This window comes from Paraburkholderia sp. MM6662-R1, from assembly GCF_050436245.1.
GTDB classification, from domain to species: Bacteria; Pseudomonadota; Gammaproteobacteria; order Burkholderiales; family Burkholderiaceae; genus Paraburkholderia; species Paraburkholderia tuberum.
Genome location: NZ_JBNDLV010000002.1, coordinates 84,280 through 99,051, shown reverse-complemented (window position 1 = coordinate 99,051; position 14,772 = coordinate 84,280). Strand labels below are relative to the sequence as shown.

14 protein-coding genes are annotated in these 14,772 nt (G+C 60.9%); 2 read left to right on the top strand and 12 right to left on the bottom strand.

The window, feature by feature from the left end; all coding sequences use genetic code 11:
* Window positions 1–36: 36 nt before the first annotated feature.
* The 11 genes from OKW39_RS21475 to OKW39_RS21425 all read right to left on the bottom strand — a co-directional run bounded on the left by OKW39_RS21475 (window position 37) and on the right by OKW39_RS21425 (window position 12,494).
* Window positions 37–1,167 carry an IS110 family transposase gene (locus OKW39_RS21475; protein ID WP_090812607.1) on the bottom strand — a complete coding sequence of 377 codons (1,131 nt, stop codon included), beginning with the start codon at window positions 1,165–1,167 and terminating at the stop codon, window positions 37–39.
* A 378-nt stretch (window positions 1,168–1,545) separates the two neighbouring features.
* The gene (locus OKW39_RS21470) at window positions 1,546–3,120 is read right to left on the bottom strand and encodes a hypothetical protein (RefSeq protein WP_429563568.1); all 1,575 of its coding nucleotides are present in this window, start codon (window positions 3,118–3,120) and stop codon (window positions 1,546–1,548) included.
* Between the two features lie 311 nt (window positions 3,121–3,431).
* Entirely contained in the window at window positions 3,432–4,277 is an 846-nt protein-coding gene (locus tag OKW39_RS21465; protein ID WP_429563567.1) for a hypothetical protein, read from the bottom strand.
* A gap of 85 nt (window positions 4,278–4,362) precedes the next feature.
* Complete coding sequence (locus tag OKW39_RS21460) at window positions 4,363–4,923, bottom strand: phospholipase D family protein (protein WP_429563566.1); 561 nt, start codon at window positions 4,921–4,923, stop codon at window positions 4,363–4,365.
* 564 nt (window positions 4,924–5,487) lie between these two features.
* Complete coding sequence (locus tag OKW39_RS21455; protein ID WP_429563565.1) at window positions 5,488–7,809, bottom strand: SMC family ATPase; 2,322 nt, start codon at window positions 7,807–7,809, stop codon at window positions 5,488–5,490.
* Complete coding sequence (locus tag OKW39_RS21450; protein WP_429563564.1) at window positions 7,797–8,330, bottom strand: hypothetical protein; 534 nt, start codon at window positions 8,328–8,330, stop codon at window positions 7,797–7,799. The genes OKW39_RS21455 and OKW39_RS21450 overlap by 13 nt, the downstream gene beginning before the upstream one ends.
* 216 nt (window positions 8,331–8,546) lie before the next feature.
* Complete coding sequence (locus tag OKW39_RS21445; protein WP_429563563.1) at window positions 8,547–9,950, bottom strand: metallophosphoesterase family protein; 1,404 nt, start codon at window positions 9,948–9,950, stop codon at window positions 8,547–8,549.
* Between the two features lie 79 nt (window positions 9,951–10,029).
* Complete coding sequence (locus OKW39_RS21440; protein WP_090812858.1) at window positions 10,030–10,512, bottom strand: NADAR family protein; 483 nt, start codon at window positions 10,510–10,512, stop codon at window positions 10,030–10,032.
* Between the two features lie 11 nt (window positions 10,513–10,523).
* On the bottom strand, window positions 10,524–10,733 hold the full coding sequence (locus tag OKW39_RS21435; RefSeq protein WP_429563562.1) for a hypothetical protein: 210 nt from the start codon (window positions 10,731–10,733) through the stop codon (window positions 10,524–10,526).
* Window positions 10,734–10,899: 166 nt separating this feature from the next.
* Window positions 10,900–12,228: a hypothetical protein gene (locus tag OKW39_RS21430; RefSeq protein ID WP_429563561.1), complete on the bottom strand. Its 1,329-nt coding sequence runs from the start codon at window positions 12,226–12,228 to the stop codon at window positions 10,900–10,902.
* Entirely contained in the window at window positions 12,225–12,494 is a 270-nt protein-coding gene (locus tag OKW39_RS21425; RefSeq protein WP_341809961.1) for a DUF7696 family protein, read from the bottom strand. Before OKW39_RS21425 ends, OKW39_RS21430 begins: the two co-directional genes overlap by 4 nt.
* A gap of 607 nt (window positions 12,495–13,101) precedes the next feature.
* Here OKW39_RS21425 and OKW39_RS21420 point away from each other — a divergent pair.
* Complete coding sequence (locus tag OKW39_RS21420; protein WP_244145171.1) at window positions 13,102–13,758, top strand: DUF1845 domain-containing protein; 657 nt, start codon at window positions 13,102–13,104, stop codon at window positions 13,756–13,758.
* 27 nt (window positions 13,759–13,785) lie between these two features.
* Here the strand turns inward: OKW39_RS21420 and OKW39_RS21415 are convergent, their stop codons facing one another.
* The gene (locus OKW39_RS21415) at window positions 13,786–13,953 is read right to left on the bottom strand and encodes a hypothetical protein (RefSeq protein WP_167368892.1); all 168 of its coding nucleotides are present in this window, start codon (window positions 13,951–13,953) and stop codon (window positions 13,786–13,788) included.
* 93 nt (window positions 13,954–14,046) lie between these two features.
* On the opposite strand from OKW39_RS21415, the gene OKW39_RS21410 reads away from it, so the two are divergent.
* Window positions 14,047–14,763: a hypothetical protein gene (locus OKW39_RS21410; protein ID WP_429563560.1), complete on the top strand. Its 717-nt coding sequence runs from the start codon at window positions 14,047–14,049 to the stop codon at window positions 14,761–14,763.
* Window positions 14,764–14,772: the final 9 nt, after the last annotated feature.

Here is a 14,772-nt window from a genome sequence, read left to right as displayed (position 1 = left end):
GTTACGGTGGATGCAGACGCAGGGCATTGCTGTACATCATGGCATCTGTGTCTCGCGCGGTATGGCCAGCGACAAGGAGAGCCGGCAGATGTCCCAGATGAATCCGCTGAGTTCACGGGCAACTGCGACTACGGCGATATTCTTCTGCTTGCCGCGCGCGACGAGTTTGCGATAGCGTCGGCACAAGCGCACCTGTGCGTCCCAGGCTCGATCTACAATCGGTTTAGGCAGACCTTCGTGACGACGCTGAATATCGGGGCTCACACGCGCAGGGTGGCGATAGCTCCATGCAGCTTCAACTAGCAGCTTTCTTGCATAACTGTTGCCGCTTTTAGTGATGCTGCCCTGACGACGCTTGCCGCCCGATGAGTGCTCGGACGGCGTCACCCCGAGCCACGCCATCAACTGGCGTGGGTGCACGAAGCGTGAGAGATCGCCCAGCTCGGCGAGCATGCCCACTGCCGTGGTGAACTGGACACCGCGCATTGCCTGCAGGCCCAGGACGGCGGGATAGAAGCGCCAGTTGACGACTGCCTCACGCAGCGCGGACTCCAGCCGGTCACATTGGGCGAGCCGGTCTTCGATCGCGCGACGTAGCTCTTCAAACGCAAACTGCTGCCACGCACTGTCGAAGCTGTATGCGCTCAGCCAGCGTCGGTGCGCCGGCCCCCAGTCGGCAGAGCCGGTGTAGCGCACGCCGTGCGACAGCAGAAAGGCTTTTACCCGTTGCCGTGCACGCTTGAGGTCGTCCTTGGCAATCACCCATGCGCGGGCCAGATCCCGGAATGCTTCATCGTCGATGCTGGGGACGTATACGGCCGACAGGTCGCCGGCACGCAGCGATCGGACGAGCTTGACGGCATCACGTCTGTCAGTCTTGATGTGCTCACCTGGCTTGCGGGGAATCAGCGAGGGCGCGCAGACCATGCACTGGAATTCTTTCTGGACAAGCTGCCGGTAAAGCCCATATCCGCACGGACCGGCTTCGTAGACGATGCTGACGCATCGCGCTTTAGATTGCAGTCTCTTGCACAACCGTTCCACGTCGGCCTGCGTAGTACCGATCTTGCCGAGCAGTTCAACCTCGCCCGAACCAATGGCATAGGCGACCGTGATCGAATCCTTATGAACATCAAGACCCACGTAAAGAGTGCTATCGTGCTCCATGCTGGCCTCCGCGTCGGAAATCGCCGGGTGCGGCACGTCCGCACCGTGCGGCTCTGACAGCAATGCTAACCCGCGTTTGATTCCGTTGCGGCAGGCCAGCCTCTGTCCCGCAGGAAGTCATACTGCCTACCAGGTTTTGACCGGAAGTTCCTAACACCGTCTAAGGGCGAACCGGAGACAGCTGAAGTCTCGTCGAGCACGACTGTTGGCGATGCATTACGATGAGCGACCGCCTCGCGATCGAGAGCAGACATTGGCTCGCGGAAAACGACCGTCAGCAACGGGTCGACCAGAGCCCTTCCCCGAACGCCCGCTCAACCAAAAAAATCCCCAGGGTGTAAGCCCCGGGGATTGTCGAAAGAAACTGCCGCACGCCGATCAGGCTGCTGCGGCGAAAAGATCAAACTGCGGCGCCGCCGGCTTCAGCATCGCCGCGTGCTGCGCGTCACTCACGCTATTCGCAATCAGGTGCGTGTCCAGCTCGTCGGGCGTCAGATTTAAACGCTGGGCGAGCCTGCCGAAGTACTGCCCTCGCTTTGCCATCTCCTGATAACGCTGCGCCATGCCGACCGGCAGCTTCACAATGCCTTCGTTCAGCCAGAACCGCGCTGACTCCATCGCATCATGGTGCTGCGTCCTCAACATGTACGCGGTGTCGTACGTGCAGGTCACGAACTCGCATGCTGCCTCGGCATCGACCTCAAACTGCGAGGCCTCCTCAAAATACACCGTTTGCTCGCCGGCCGACGTACGCGCGTACCACCCTGCACGCTCAGGATGCCTGTAGCGATTCCACTGTTCCGCATCGAAATCGCGGAGGCCGACCGTAGGCGCCTCACGGTCATACCGATCCACCGGGTACCAGCCATGCAGAACAATCTCTGCCTTCGGCTTCGGCTCGACGTGAGGAACCGCATATCTGCGGCCAAGCACGTTGACGTCATGCCACGCAGTGAGCGCGGGGAACGCATGCGGCGCGTAGTGGTGCATCGACAGAAAGAAATCGATGGCCACAAGCTGCTGTGGCGTGACGAATTCGAACTGGGGATCGCACAACATGCGGTTGTGTTCGGTATCGGCTATGCGGCCCGACGCCAACTCGCCCGAATGCCGTTCTGCGCGGTCGCGTTCCTCTGCGTCGATCGAAAGCAGCATACGCAGCATCCGCATGCGCTCCCAGAAGCCGTAGGTATCCGCCTGGATTCGCGTGTACCCCGCATCACTGATCGTGCGTCCAACGAGCTCACGCCGAGACAGATCCCACTGGATCGCCAGAAGATAGTTACGGAACTCGTTCAACGGCTTCAGGTGCGCGTGTTCCGGCTCCTGAACCATGAACTCCATCGACTTGTCACGAGCACCTGTGACAGCGCATAGTGCGCAACCGAACCTGCTTCCGCAAGCTGCGCGAGCGCCGCTTTCCCCGGCAATGACACCGCAGACACCGCCATTGCCAGCGCGGTAGATATCCGAGAGTCTGGCGATGGTCGCCGGCGCGAGCGGACTCGAGAACCGGAGTGACCCTGGATCAACCATACAGCCAAGCATGGTCCAGACATCGTCAGACGTCCAGTCCTTCAAAGGCGAAAGCGACAGTGAGGCAGACGCCTGCCGTGTTGCCACGTCGGCCTGCTCGTTGCGCTCAGTCATGGCTGCGCGCCGTACCGCCGACTCGTCCAGTCTGGTGCCTACGACGCTGATGACTTCCTTCACGCGGGCCGATGACGCCTCCTTTTCAAGCCGCGCCCGAAGCCTGCCCTGTGGCTGCAATTTCCAGGCATCGGCGCAGGCGCGTATGCGTTTGCCGTTACGCACGCCATTTTCTGGAGTTCGTACGAGCGTGCCTCGCCCGATCGTTGAAACAACGAACTGCGAGGCCAGCGACGGCTGCGTGACGTGTATCTCGATCGGCAGACCACTGTCCTCCACGAACAGTGCGACCTCATCGAGCATCGCGTGCAGAAAGTTCGCGGTGCTCGGGTTTTCGATCGTGGTATCCGACGACGTAATGTAGTGCCTGACGCCGGGGCTGCATGCCTCGCCCGCCTGACTGCTTCGAGCATGAGCACCATCGCGCACGTGCTGTCCTTGCCACCGCTTACACCTGCGGCCAGTACATAGCCCTGCTCGACGTACGACTGCATCGATGCAATGGCGGTTTCCATCAGGGTATGAATATCACGGCCCATCTGTTCGCTCCGTAAAGGGATGGGAGCGTCCCTTTCGGGATCGGCTCCCGAAAGGGTTAAAAAGTCATGAGTTCACTACAAGGTCATGCCGAAACTTGCGGCTTGAGCCTCTTCGAGCGACTGGTCGGCCGCGGCGAAAAGATCCGGCTGCCGGGTTGCCCGATCGAGGCGCGGCAACGCATTGGAGAAACGACTTGGCCCGCTGCCGTCGAAACTGTCAGCGCCGGCGGCCGCACAGATGCGAATGCGGCGCGCCGAGTTCACGCGACCAACATGCAGATGGCAGTTGCGTCGGCGCGCAAGTAGTCCCCACGCTTCGGCAGTCGATTCCTTCCAGTCCGTTGACCCGCCGATGAAAATACCAACGACGGGCGAGAGGTACGGCGCGACATCTTCGAGTTGCATGCCGTTCTGTACAGCGATGAGGAGCTGTGAGGGCATGCCTCGCAGACGCTCCATCCAGCGCAATGAGAACTCGAGCGATGCCAGACCGCCCTGGACGATGTCCGGCAGGACGATCCAGTCAGCACGCTCGCCGAGCTTGTCGACGACAGCAAGAAACGCGGCTTCGTCAAACGGCTCGCCACGCTGATATGCGGTCCACGCACCGTTGTCGATGGCGTAGCGCATGCCTTCGGTGCGGTGCTCGCCTTTAGCGGAGACAAGAAGACGCCAGCCAGCATGCGCAAGCGCTTCGGGATTGCGCCGTGTACCGGTCCGGCTGGCATAGGCCACCATCGCAGGGCGGCGCATGATCAGACGCTCCTCAACGGCAGGATCATCGTCGGCGCTGCCATCGACGCAGTAGTAGTCGGCGTAGGCCATGACAGCCTGCGCCCACCCCTGTTTCTCGCCACTCGCATACGGCGCCAGCCAGCAAGGCACTGCACCCGCCGCGCACGGTGTTGCTGCATTAACCATGAAAACTCCACAAGTGAATGCGGAGCGACCCCGGCGGGATCGCTTTCCCGCGGGGTCAGAAAGTACGAGTAGAAGGAGTTGGCGGTCAGCGGGCCCGATACGCCTCGCCTTGCGCCGTCACGATCTTCCAGTCATCGAGATACGCTTTCGCGATCTCCGGATGGTTCCACAGCACCAGCACGTTTTCGGAATTCACACGCGCGGCGGCCTGACTGTAGTTATACGAACCCGTCTCGATCGTTGCGTTGGCAACTACCGCGAACTTGCTGTGCTGGATCGGATACGCGCGCACCACGACGACAGGCACGCCCGCATACACGAGCGAGCCCATCGCAGCCGCAGCCTTCCCGCTGCGATCCTCTTCGACGTTGTTGTGGTAATCGACGGTTACTTCCACGTCGACGCCACGTCGCTTTGCATCAAGCAGCGCTCTTACGACTGCCGGCGCGGTGAACGAGTAGGCCATCACGCGAATTGACTGCCTCGCACTACGGATGGTTTGAAGGACTAGCTGTTCCGCGCCACCGTCAGGTGAAAACGCCACCTGTACGTCGCTGGTTGCGCTGAGCGCCGGTTGCGCCCACAACATGCCCGCACCCGCAACGAGGGCGCCAGCCACCGTCGCAATGACGATCTGTTTTCTCATAAACACCTCCGTACGTTTACCGGAAAAGCCTCGGCTCCCGAAAGGGTGCCGAGGCGTTGCACGGTTTGACTCAGGAACAGGTTTTTGGATGACTCAGCGGGTATGTGATTACCCTGCCATCCGGGCACACCCGGAAGTCACCCGGTTCGCCTCTCGGCGCGTGGACCACAATCACGGGCCGCGCAGTTGCGACGTGGGTTTGCGGCGCAGCAGTGCAGGCACACAGCGATGACGTGCCTGCCGCAAACAGCAGCATGAGGAAAGTTTCCATCTGGATATCTCGAATAAAGGGTGTGCGCCGCCTAAGCGGTGCGTGAATTAGCGGGATCGCTCGCGTGGATCGTCACCCACTTGCCCTCGACCAGGACGTCACGCAGGAGCGAGCCGTTCAGGACATAGCTGTGAGTGGTGCCCGAACGCGGGGAACAGTGACGAACTGACAGCGTTACCGCTTCAGTGCGTTTCTGGAGATTTTGAAAAGTGGACATCGACGTTCCTCGTTGGAAATAAGCGAGGAAACGCCCTGTGGGGACGTTCCCCACAGGTTTAAAAAGAAATGACACGTCACGCGGCCAGCGCCTGAACGTCGATCACGGCATCGGCCTCACTCACCAGATCAGGCGTTTGCGAGATGAAAAACTCCCGCTCATACCCTCCCTGCTTCAGCACCTCCCGCTTCATCCGCATGAACTGCAGCTTGCGCTGCGGGTCGAGCGGACCATCGGACTCGTCGCTAAAGAGCGTTTGGTACGGCTGCCCGGCGTTCTGGGCCTGGTACAGCGCAATACCTCGTGTGAGGCATTCGTTGATCCAGACCTTCTGGCCACCGGACATCACCGACACCGACTTCGTGCTGTCGGCGTCCGCGTCGTGCACAAGGATTTCGAAACCCTCACGCAGATCGCCGTTTGCAAGCGCGCGCTGCGTGCGGATCTCCACTGTGAACCGCATGCCGTAACAGGCCAGCAACAGCCTGTTGACGGTGTCGGTCAGTGCAGGTCCCGCGTCGTCGATCGTCAACGCTATAACGCCGTCGTTGCCAAGGCCTTTCGCGAGCAGCTTCCATTGGGAAATCTCATCGGAGAGCCGGTCGGCCCGCAGTTGCGTCGCCGAGAACCCGTCGAGCTCAATAGCAAGCCCATTTGCTTCGGCCTGCAGCACTGTCTGGGCACGGATCGCGCCTTCAATCCGGCCCTCAAGTTCTGCGACAGCCTCGCGATTGGTGGCCAGCTTCCGGTCAGTCTCCGCAATCGCGGCCGTCACATCGACGGCTGCAAGCTGCTTCGATTCCGCATGGATTCTGGTCATCTCAGCCGTCATACGCGCCTTTTCGGACTCGTATCGGGCTGAGCGCGCAGCGACCTCGTCAGCAACCTGCCTCAACTCCGCGTTAGCGGTCTCAAGGCCCGTTGCAGCAGCATCGAGAAGCGGCTTGCTGGCGGCAAGCTCAGTCGCCGCCTGCAGGTTGCACCGGGCTTCGGTCAGAATCGCGGTGAGCGCATCACGCTCACTGCGCTTTGCAGCAAGCTCCGCAACGACTGGAGCAAGCGCATCGGCCTGTGCTTTCTTCTCGCGATACTGCGCGCGAAGTTCGGCGACCGACACCCGTTGCTCCTCTGCCTGCGACTTCGCCTGCAACGCCTGACTGAGCAGCGGACACGTGGCATGCATCGCATGCCCCACACACGGCACCTGGTCGACTACCGCAGCCTGCTTCGTCAATGTCTCGAAGTGGGCGGCTTTAGTCTGACCCTGCGTCATGAGACCCGAAAGCGAGCTCTGAAGCGTGGCATGACTGACCTGCTTTGCTTCAAGCTCCGCGATAACCCGTTGCAGAGGCTCCAGCTTTACCTCCTCACGAGCAATCAGCAGTTGGGCTTCGTCACGCCTGGCCGCCGCACCCAGAATCGCTTCCTTGCGGGCGAGCGTCGTCTGGTGACTGGTCACGGTCTGCTTCAGCGCATTCACACGCTGCTGGCTCCGAACGGATGCCGCCCGCTCGTCACCATCCAGCGCCTGTACGCCCTTCACCAGTTCGCCAGCGCGCACCGACAATTCACGAAGCCTCGCTTCAGCCGTTGACGATTCGCCTGCCTTTGCCGCCAACGTTGCGCGCTCCTGAGTCAGCTTTGTGGCTTCCTCAAGCTTCAGATCGCGTTGCGCCCGGGTCTCACGCAGGACATCGCCCTGCGCCAGCACCGATCGCTCAACCTCCGCTTTCCTTTGCCGTTTGCCCACAAGCGCCGTCAGGTCCGACTGAATCTCCTCAAGCGCCCGGCCAAGAATCTTCGCGACATCGCCAGCTTTTGCCGACAGCGCCTTGAGGTGTTCAATGCCGAGCATTTCCGCGAGCAACGTCTTTATTTCTCCCGCTCCGTAGGAGGCGAGCGGCCGCCGGTTCTGCGCGGAAAAGACACTGGTAAAGAACGTCTGAAGCGAGCCGTTGATGGCTTCGACGCAGCGGTTATAGGTCACCGCCTTGCCGTCCGACACCGTGCCATCGGGCAAGGTGACGGGGCGCCACGCGTCATCAGATCCACGCCACGCAAGGTAGTACTCCGCCTTGCCTGTCTTTCCCGGCTTTCTGAATGTGAACGTCGAGCGGTAGCGGATACCGTCGTGTTGCCATTCCAGCTCCTTCAGCGCACTGGTCCCGCAGATGTGGTCCCAGTACGAAAAGGCATCGACCGATAGCGACGACGCGTGAGACGGCATGATCGGATACGGGTGCAGGTTGTCCATGATCGTCGTTTTGCCAGCCCCGTTGGGACCGACTAGCGCAATCAGGCCATCCGGCAGCGACTCCAGATCAAGCGTGATGCTGTCGCGTTTCATACCGTCGCGCACACCGTAAAAGCCTTCGAGAGTCAGCTTCAGTGGGCGCATGGCGACACCTCCATCCCTTCTGCCATGGAAGCCAGCCGGGAATAGAACGCGATGTCGTCATCATCTGGAAACGGCTCGGTCATCGGGACGACTCTCGCGACCACAACGCCCGGCGCCTGAAGTTTCCCGGCGATGGCAGCCTCGACTTTTTCGCATGTTCGGCTGAACTCCCGCCGCGCACTCGTCAGCAACTCGTCCCACCCGGCATAGCCGGTGAGGGTACGAATCTCCATCGGGGACCACTGCGTTGCCATGCCCGTGTGATGCGACCACAACAGGTGCTGCATCTCGACCGCAGGGGTGACGACCATCTGGCTCGCTCCCGGCGTGGTTGCGCCGAGGACAAGCATCTGACCGGCTTGCGCCAGAACAGCCCCCCGGTCCTTGCCGAAGGGTTGATGAAGGATTGCCGCCGTGAAACCAGCGTACTCAACGAGCGACTTCTGGATATCGCGCACGTCCTGATCATCCATCACGAACACGCGAACCCACTCCGAACCGGCAGGGTAAAGACCAAACATGATTGCACTCCGTAGTTGACAGGCGGAGTGCGCCCGGTAGGGATCGCTCCCCGCCAGGGTGAAAGAATTGAACTGCTGAGAAAGGTGAAGCAACGACTACATCGATGCGTCTGAGACGCGGTGAAACCTCGTTTCGATAGCTGCGGCGCTATCGGAACAGGGCTCTGTTCCACTGCGGGAGAGCCTTACCGGCCTCCCCCGCATATGAGCAGCAAACTACGCTGCGAAAAGATCATCCTCGAGCCACGACACCTGTGATGCGGGCGCAACTTCCACCGTCGCATCAGGCAGCGTTGGCTCGACAGCCTGCGTGAGGACTTCAACATCCACGACCGCACTGGCCCCAGGTGCCGTCGCCTGCTTCGGTGGCAGCAACATCGCGCTCTCACTTTCGTCAGCAGTCAGCCCCGCGAGAACGGCAGCAGCGATCGCCTCCGCGTAGCCGGACTCCAGCATCTGGAATCGCGCAACGATTGGAGCCGCCTCCACGTTTGCATGCTCAGCCCACCGCTCGATCTTTCGATCGACGGTAACTTCAAGACTGATGCCTTGCGATCGTGAACGCGTCACAGACAGGATTCGCGCTTCGACCTTCAGACCCGCAGCACCTGAAAACAGCGCTTCGATCGCTTCGCGGTCCACCGACTGCCGATGCTCCTCGTCGACCTGCCAACGAACGCGAACGAACTTGTCGCTCGAATCTGCTGCCATGGCCGCAAGGCGCTCCATGTCGGGAGGCCCGTCGAAATCGATACAGGTCGTCTGGCGCGCCGGCGTTGGAACAAGCACCGCTCTCGCGTCGCCCGTCTCAACGTCCCATGCCAGATAGCCCTTATCGCCTTCCTCGCCGTAGTGAAACCGCCCCGGCGAGCCTGCGTAAGCTACGACGCGGCCGCCGCGGTCCCACTGCTGCGACTTGTGGATATGACCCAGCATGAACGCGTCACATTCGGCCTCGAAAAGCGCACCCAACGAGAACTCGTGATCGAACCCCGCCATCGTTACGCGGTGTTCGGTCGTACAACCGTTGACCGTGCCGTGGGAAACGCCGACTGTCCGGATGCCGGCCGCGCGAAGCTGCCTGTTAATGCGCCCCGCTGCTGCCAGATAGTCACCGAGTACTGCTTCCAGCCCCGTCGCGGCATTCTTCGCACCGACCGCGGCCGCCAGCTGCCCCTTGTTGATCGTGGGCAGACAGGTGAACACGACATCGGCGCCAAGCTTGAGCACGCTCGCCAGTTCCTCTTCGTTGAAGACAGGGCCCGCCGATTCGAAGAAACGTCCCTCGAACAGGCTGACCTGCTGCACGCGCTCGGCAATGAAAACCGGGTGAGTGGTTCCCATCAGCGCGAAGTTGCGAAGCGTGCCAGGCGGCTCGTGCGAGAACGTGCCTTGCAGCATGAGAACCGGCATACCGAGCGTCAGACGGTTGATGTTTCTCGCTAACAGGTTGAGCGCCGGGGCGTGAGCATCGAGCCGATGATCGGTCGAGTCACCCGAGATGACAGCAACGTCCATACAACGATTGAGCGCGTCATCGACAGCGTAGGAGAAACAACGGTCCGCCTCGTCGAGGTTTTCCGGCGAGTAATGCAGGTCAGACATGTGAGCGATTTTCACGTCGCCTCCTCAAAAGAAAAAAGGCCGCCCAGGGGCAGCCTCAATGGATAGCGCGCCATGCGGCGCGGTCGAAAAGCGGTCAGCGAGACAGCGTGTCCCGAACCTTCATCAGCGTCACGCCAAGCAGGTTCGTGCCACGCCAGTTCGCCTTATCAAGAATCAGCGGGTCCCGCTCGCCCAGCCCTACGCCCCAGATACGGTCGTAAGGACTGGCCTCAACAAGCTCGGTTGGCGCGGTCGCCAGAAGCAGCGAGCGCAATCCCGGATTCTGGGCAAACTTCTCCCGGCATCCGACATAGACAATCGCCTCGCGCTTCGCTTCCCACGTGGCAAGGTCAAAACCCTTGACGGTCCGTCCGATCGCTTTCTGATCTTTCGGGTAGCGCGCGTTGAGAATTTCTGCAGATGCTTTCTCGTCGCCAAACAGCTTCGCCTTTGAAAACATCATGAACTGCTCTACCGACGAAAACTCAACACCGTGATAAGCGAACCGGCACGGGTGCCAGTTGCTAAACGCGTCGTCAGCGCCGAAGAACAGCGTGAAGTTCGCGATTCTGCGCATCGTAAAAGCTCCTAGAAGACGGTCATGCACCCGTCGCCTTCGCCCCAACCGATCTGCAGCTTCGCAGGTTCGGGTTCGATAAACGACGTGCTCATGCACTGCTGGCACTGGACAACGATCCGCTGCGTTCGATCGGCAGTGAAGACCTTGAACAGGTCACCACCACATCCGCCGCACCGCATCTGCTGCAAACCCGTGAGGGCACCCAGCTTCTTCGACATAAAATCGATGCTCCATCAAGAAAGGATAGTGATCCGCCGGTTGCGGCGGAAGAATTCGATGCGCAGATGTGCGCGGTCGAAAACGCTTTAGCAAGTCCGCTTGCTGAAGGGCTCTCGTACGCGAGGAAAGAAAAAGGATGACCAGCCCCGAAGGGGCCGGTCAGGGTTAGACGTAGCTATTTGCCTGTTTGATGTCATCGTCGAACGCAACGGGATCATCGAGCGCCGCTGTAAGGCGGGCGTTCATCTGATCGACGTCTGCCAATCTTTCCGCCCAGCCGCGCCCGAATGTGACGTGCGCGTATCTGCGGAAATCCTGCTGACGATCCGGCTGACTCATACCGAGCCGGTTCAGCAGATCCGACATGCGGTGACGCTTGTCTTCAAGGGTTTCATCCGGCTCCGGGTGCCCGGCCATGCCGCCACCCTCACCGTCCGCACCACCGGCGCTGTCAGTTTCACCATGCATCGGCCCGCCCGTTTCAGGTTCACCAACGTCGGCTTCCCCAAACGTCTGCGGCAGCACTTCGACGTTACCTGCTGCTTCGATCAGGGCAACCGCCCGGTTCGCCGCATCAAGCGCCGGTTGCGGCTCGTCGCCTGCATCCAGTAACGCGCCGAGATCGATATCGGCATCGAGCACGGTCAACATCTGCTTCTGACGTACGGCCTGGCCGTTGTCGTCAATGCGGGTGATGTCGAATTCCTTCTTTGACAACCAGAATCGCGTGCCGGTCAACCTGCCTCGCGCGAGCGAGACGGTCTGCATGGCGGAATACGCTTTCTGCAGGACGTAAATCGAATTCGTCGGAAGTTCGATCAGCCCAAGCCCCTTGACATCGGGAATCGCGAACACGAAGTTCGCGCTCAGATTGCATTTGCGGTCCTGATACTGCGGGCACACATGCGGATCGCAGAGGCCGTCGGGAATGTCGTCGTCCTGCCGCTGGATGACAAGACGTCCACCGAAAGACCGCCGCACCCGTTTTGCACGCTCGTCGCGCTCGACCGGTGCATAGGTCTTGCAGTAGCGCTTGCCGTCGCGACCATATTCCGAGAAGTACTGGCGGCCGGTCGTTGTGTAAGCGGCCATCTGGTTGGGCACGTTGCGCAGCCAGTCGTCAAAGGCAAACATCACTGGGAAACGATGTAGCTTGACGCCATCGCCACGATCCTCACCATAGAGGCGAAGAATTTCGTCGGCCGTGTCGGGGTTTGAGAAGTCGGATCGTCTGCAAGTGAAATGCGCGACGTTTCTCGGGATGAGCGCATTGCGCAGCTTGAGTTTTGTCTCAATGACCTTTCCGATCGTCTCATATGAGTCGCCGGCGGCCACCATCGCGTTGTACAGCTCAACGGCCTGCGGGTTGCCCTGCGCAGCGCGCGTAAGCACCTTGATGCCAGGCCTGATCTTACCGATGACCGGCGGGCGGATTGCGCGCTCTTCGACCAGACTGCGAGGCGCGTTGTCGAACATCTGGACGACTGCGTTCATGAAGGTTTCCTTGCGAGAAAAAAAATGGCGTTCGTACGCAACGTGCTGGCCTGGGATTCCATCTCCCGGGCAGCGACATTGCCGCGACGTTCGCTGACATGGTGGATAAAGACGGAGCGCTCGGCATCGCTGAACATCGCGACCTTCGCGACCTCACAGCGGCTGCGCCATGCGTCGGACGTGGTGTCCAAAGCGCTACGCTCGTTGTCGAGCTGAAGCTTGATGGCCTCGGCAATGCGTTCGTTGAGGCGGTCGTGCAACAACATAAGCACCTCCAGTTGAGAAAAGCCCACCAGGAATCGATGGACGAAAAAAAAGCCCGCTCCGGTAAGGGAGCGAGCTTCGTGAAATCAGGATAGATGTGACCTACGCGCCACGTCCCTTCTGGGGACGTGGCGAGCAGGGAGCGGCACCGGAAACCGGTGCGCTCTGTCAGAGGACGTAAAGTCGTCCTCGCGCAGCATGGTCACGCCGCGCAACAGCCCTTTTCGGAAAATACATTCCGCCGCAGGAATCACGGATCAGCCAACTTCGATCGTTCTACCCAGATCAGGCTCTGGAGAGAGAACACCCGAAAACCTGGGTTCGAACGATGTACCGGCGCAAAGAATGCGGGCCAGGTACGAGTATCACAGCTGAAATTGGGGAGTCTGTAGCGGGCAGACTCAGCACAAGAAGATTTCCACACCGGTAGCTATCCGGTCGGAGCATGCTCAGGAGCACGACTTGGAGAAAGAAGATGGACTCCGGGCTTGGAGTCGAGGTCGATGCGTCAGAGACGCGGGGAATGGATTGAAGTATCCGGGCAAATTGCCCGAGGGAGCATCTTAAAGCTCACGAAATTGATATAGCTTTTGCCTGCTTGACGGTTAAGTGTTCAGTGAGAATTTATGTGAGAGAGAACACATACACCGAGAACACGTTATGTCTGGCTTCGAAACGGAAAAGCCCGAGGCGGCTGACCCAGAACGACTGATTGCCCCTTCCCCTGCTGCCCAAACGGGCGCGGGCGGTCTGCGACCCATCAAGCGTCTGACGAGCGATGACCGCCTTGCGCGAATTCATCCCGAGACGCTGGCCAAAACCGAGTTGCTGTACTACTCGGACTTCGCGCGCACCTTCGTGAGATCCGATTACAACTTCTGCGCGGCAAAGATGACCGTTGCGCGCGGCGGCAAGCTTCTCGCGCTGGAGGCGGAATTTCACACGGCAGAAACGTTTTTCCGCAAGGCACTCGTCTGGGCCAACAAGCTGCACGGTCGCAGCACCGGCCTTGAGCCGGAGCGCGTGACGCTCGAAATCAAACACCCGATGTCGGGACGCCTCGTGCGACTGCTCACGATTTACGACCAGCTCTTCCGCAAGACCATGGAAGCTCTCGTTGGCCGCTCAGTGATGGCACACGATCGCAAGTCGGCGCTTGACGCCGCAGCCGCGCGCATCAAGCAGATCCCCATCCTGTGCATGCCGGACAACGACCGGTACACACCGGAAGGCGTACTGCTTCCCGACCACGACGACACCCACTGAACCCCGCTGGTTCGCCGCCGGTAGAGCTCATCCTTGACATCGGGCGGTATCGGGCAGGCTGTAATCCAGACAACGAGAAGAGGCATCTTCATGGACATTCGCGAGATCCAGCGACTGCACGCCCAGTTCGCCCCAGATTCGATGGTCATCGACCTTCCCCGCCAGATCGCTGCATTGCCAGCGCCGGGCGATCATTCTGAATCCGACCCATCGCGCGCGATTCATGCTCGCATGGCAGGCGTGGCGCCACGTGCGAGACAAGCTGCCATCGGACTTGCCATTGCCGCCATGGTCGCCATGGCCGGAATGGGCGCAGCGTCGCTTTACAGGAATTTTCAGGCGGGTCACCACCCGGCGTCGACGGTCTCAACAGCGACCGAACAGAAGTCGGACGCGTCGCCCCAAACGACAGAGAAGCCGGCGTTTCAGGAAGTCGACGCCACGCCCGCTCATCCGGTCAGCGCCGCGCCCACACTGAGCGCCAGCGACTTTGCTTCCGCCGGTTCGCTCGGCCTCACCGCCGACCAGTTCAGGAACTCCCTGAAGTCCCCGGCGCGCGCCGGTCAGCCTGTGACGTCGCCGTCGGCGCCCGCGCTGTCGAGCGAAGCACAGCTCGCGGCCGTTTCACCGATCCATCGCGTGGGCGCGAGCCGTGAAACGGCTGCCGCAGCAACGCAGCCGACGCCGCGGGCGGAGCCGGCGCCTGCTCAGGCTGTTGTCGTTGCCAAACCTGCACCAGCGGCTCAGACCAAAGCGCAGTCCGCACAGGCCGCACAAGTCACGCAACCGCCGGCGGCTGCGGCGCAAGCCCCCGCTCCGGTGGCGCAAGCGGCACAACCGGCGCAGCCGGTACAGCCGGTACAGCCCGCCGAAGCAGCCAAACCGGCCCGCGCTGCGCACCGCCATATCTCGCGCCCTCGCGTGGAGCAGAACGCAGAGTCCGGTTCAGACGCCAGACCGGCCGCCGAAAGCCGCGCCGCGCCTGCCGAAGTGAAGATGTTCTAGGGAAGCCAT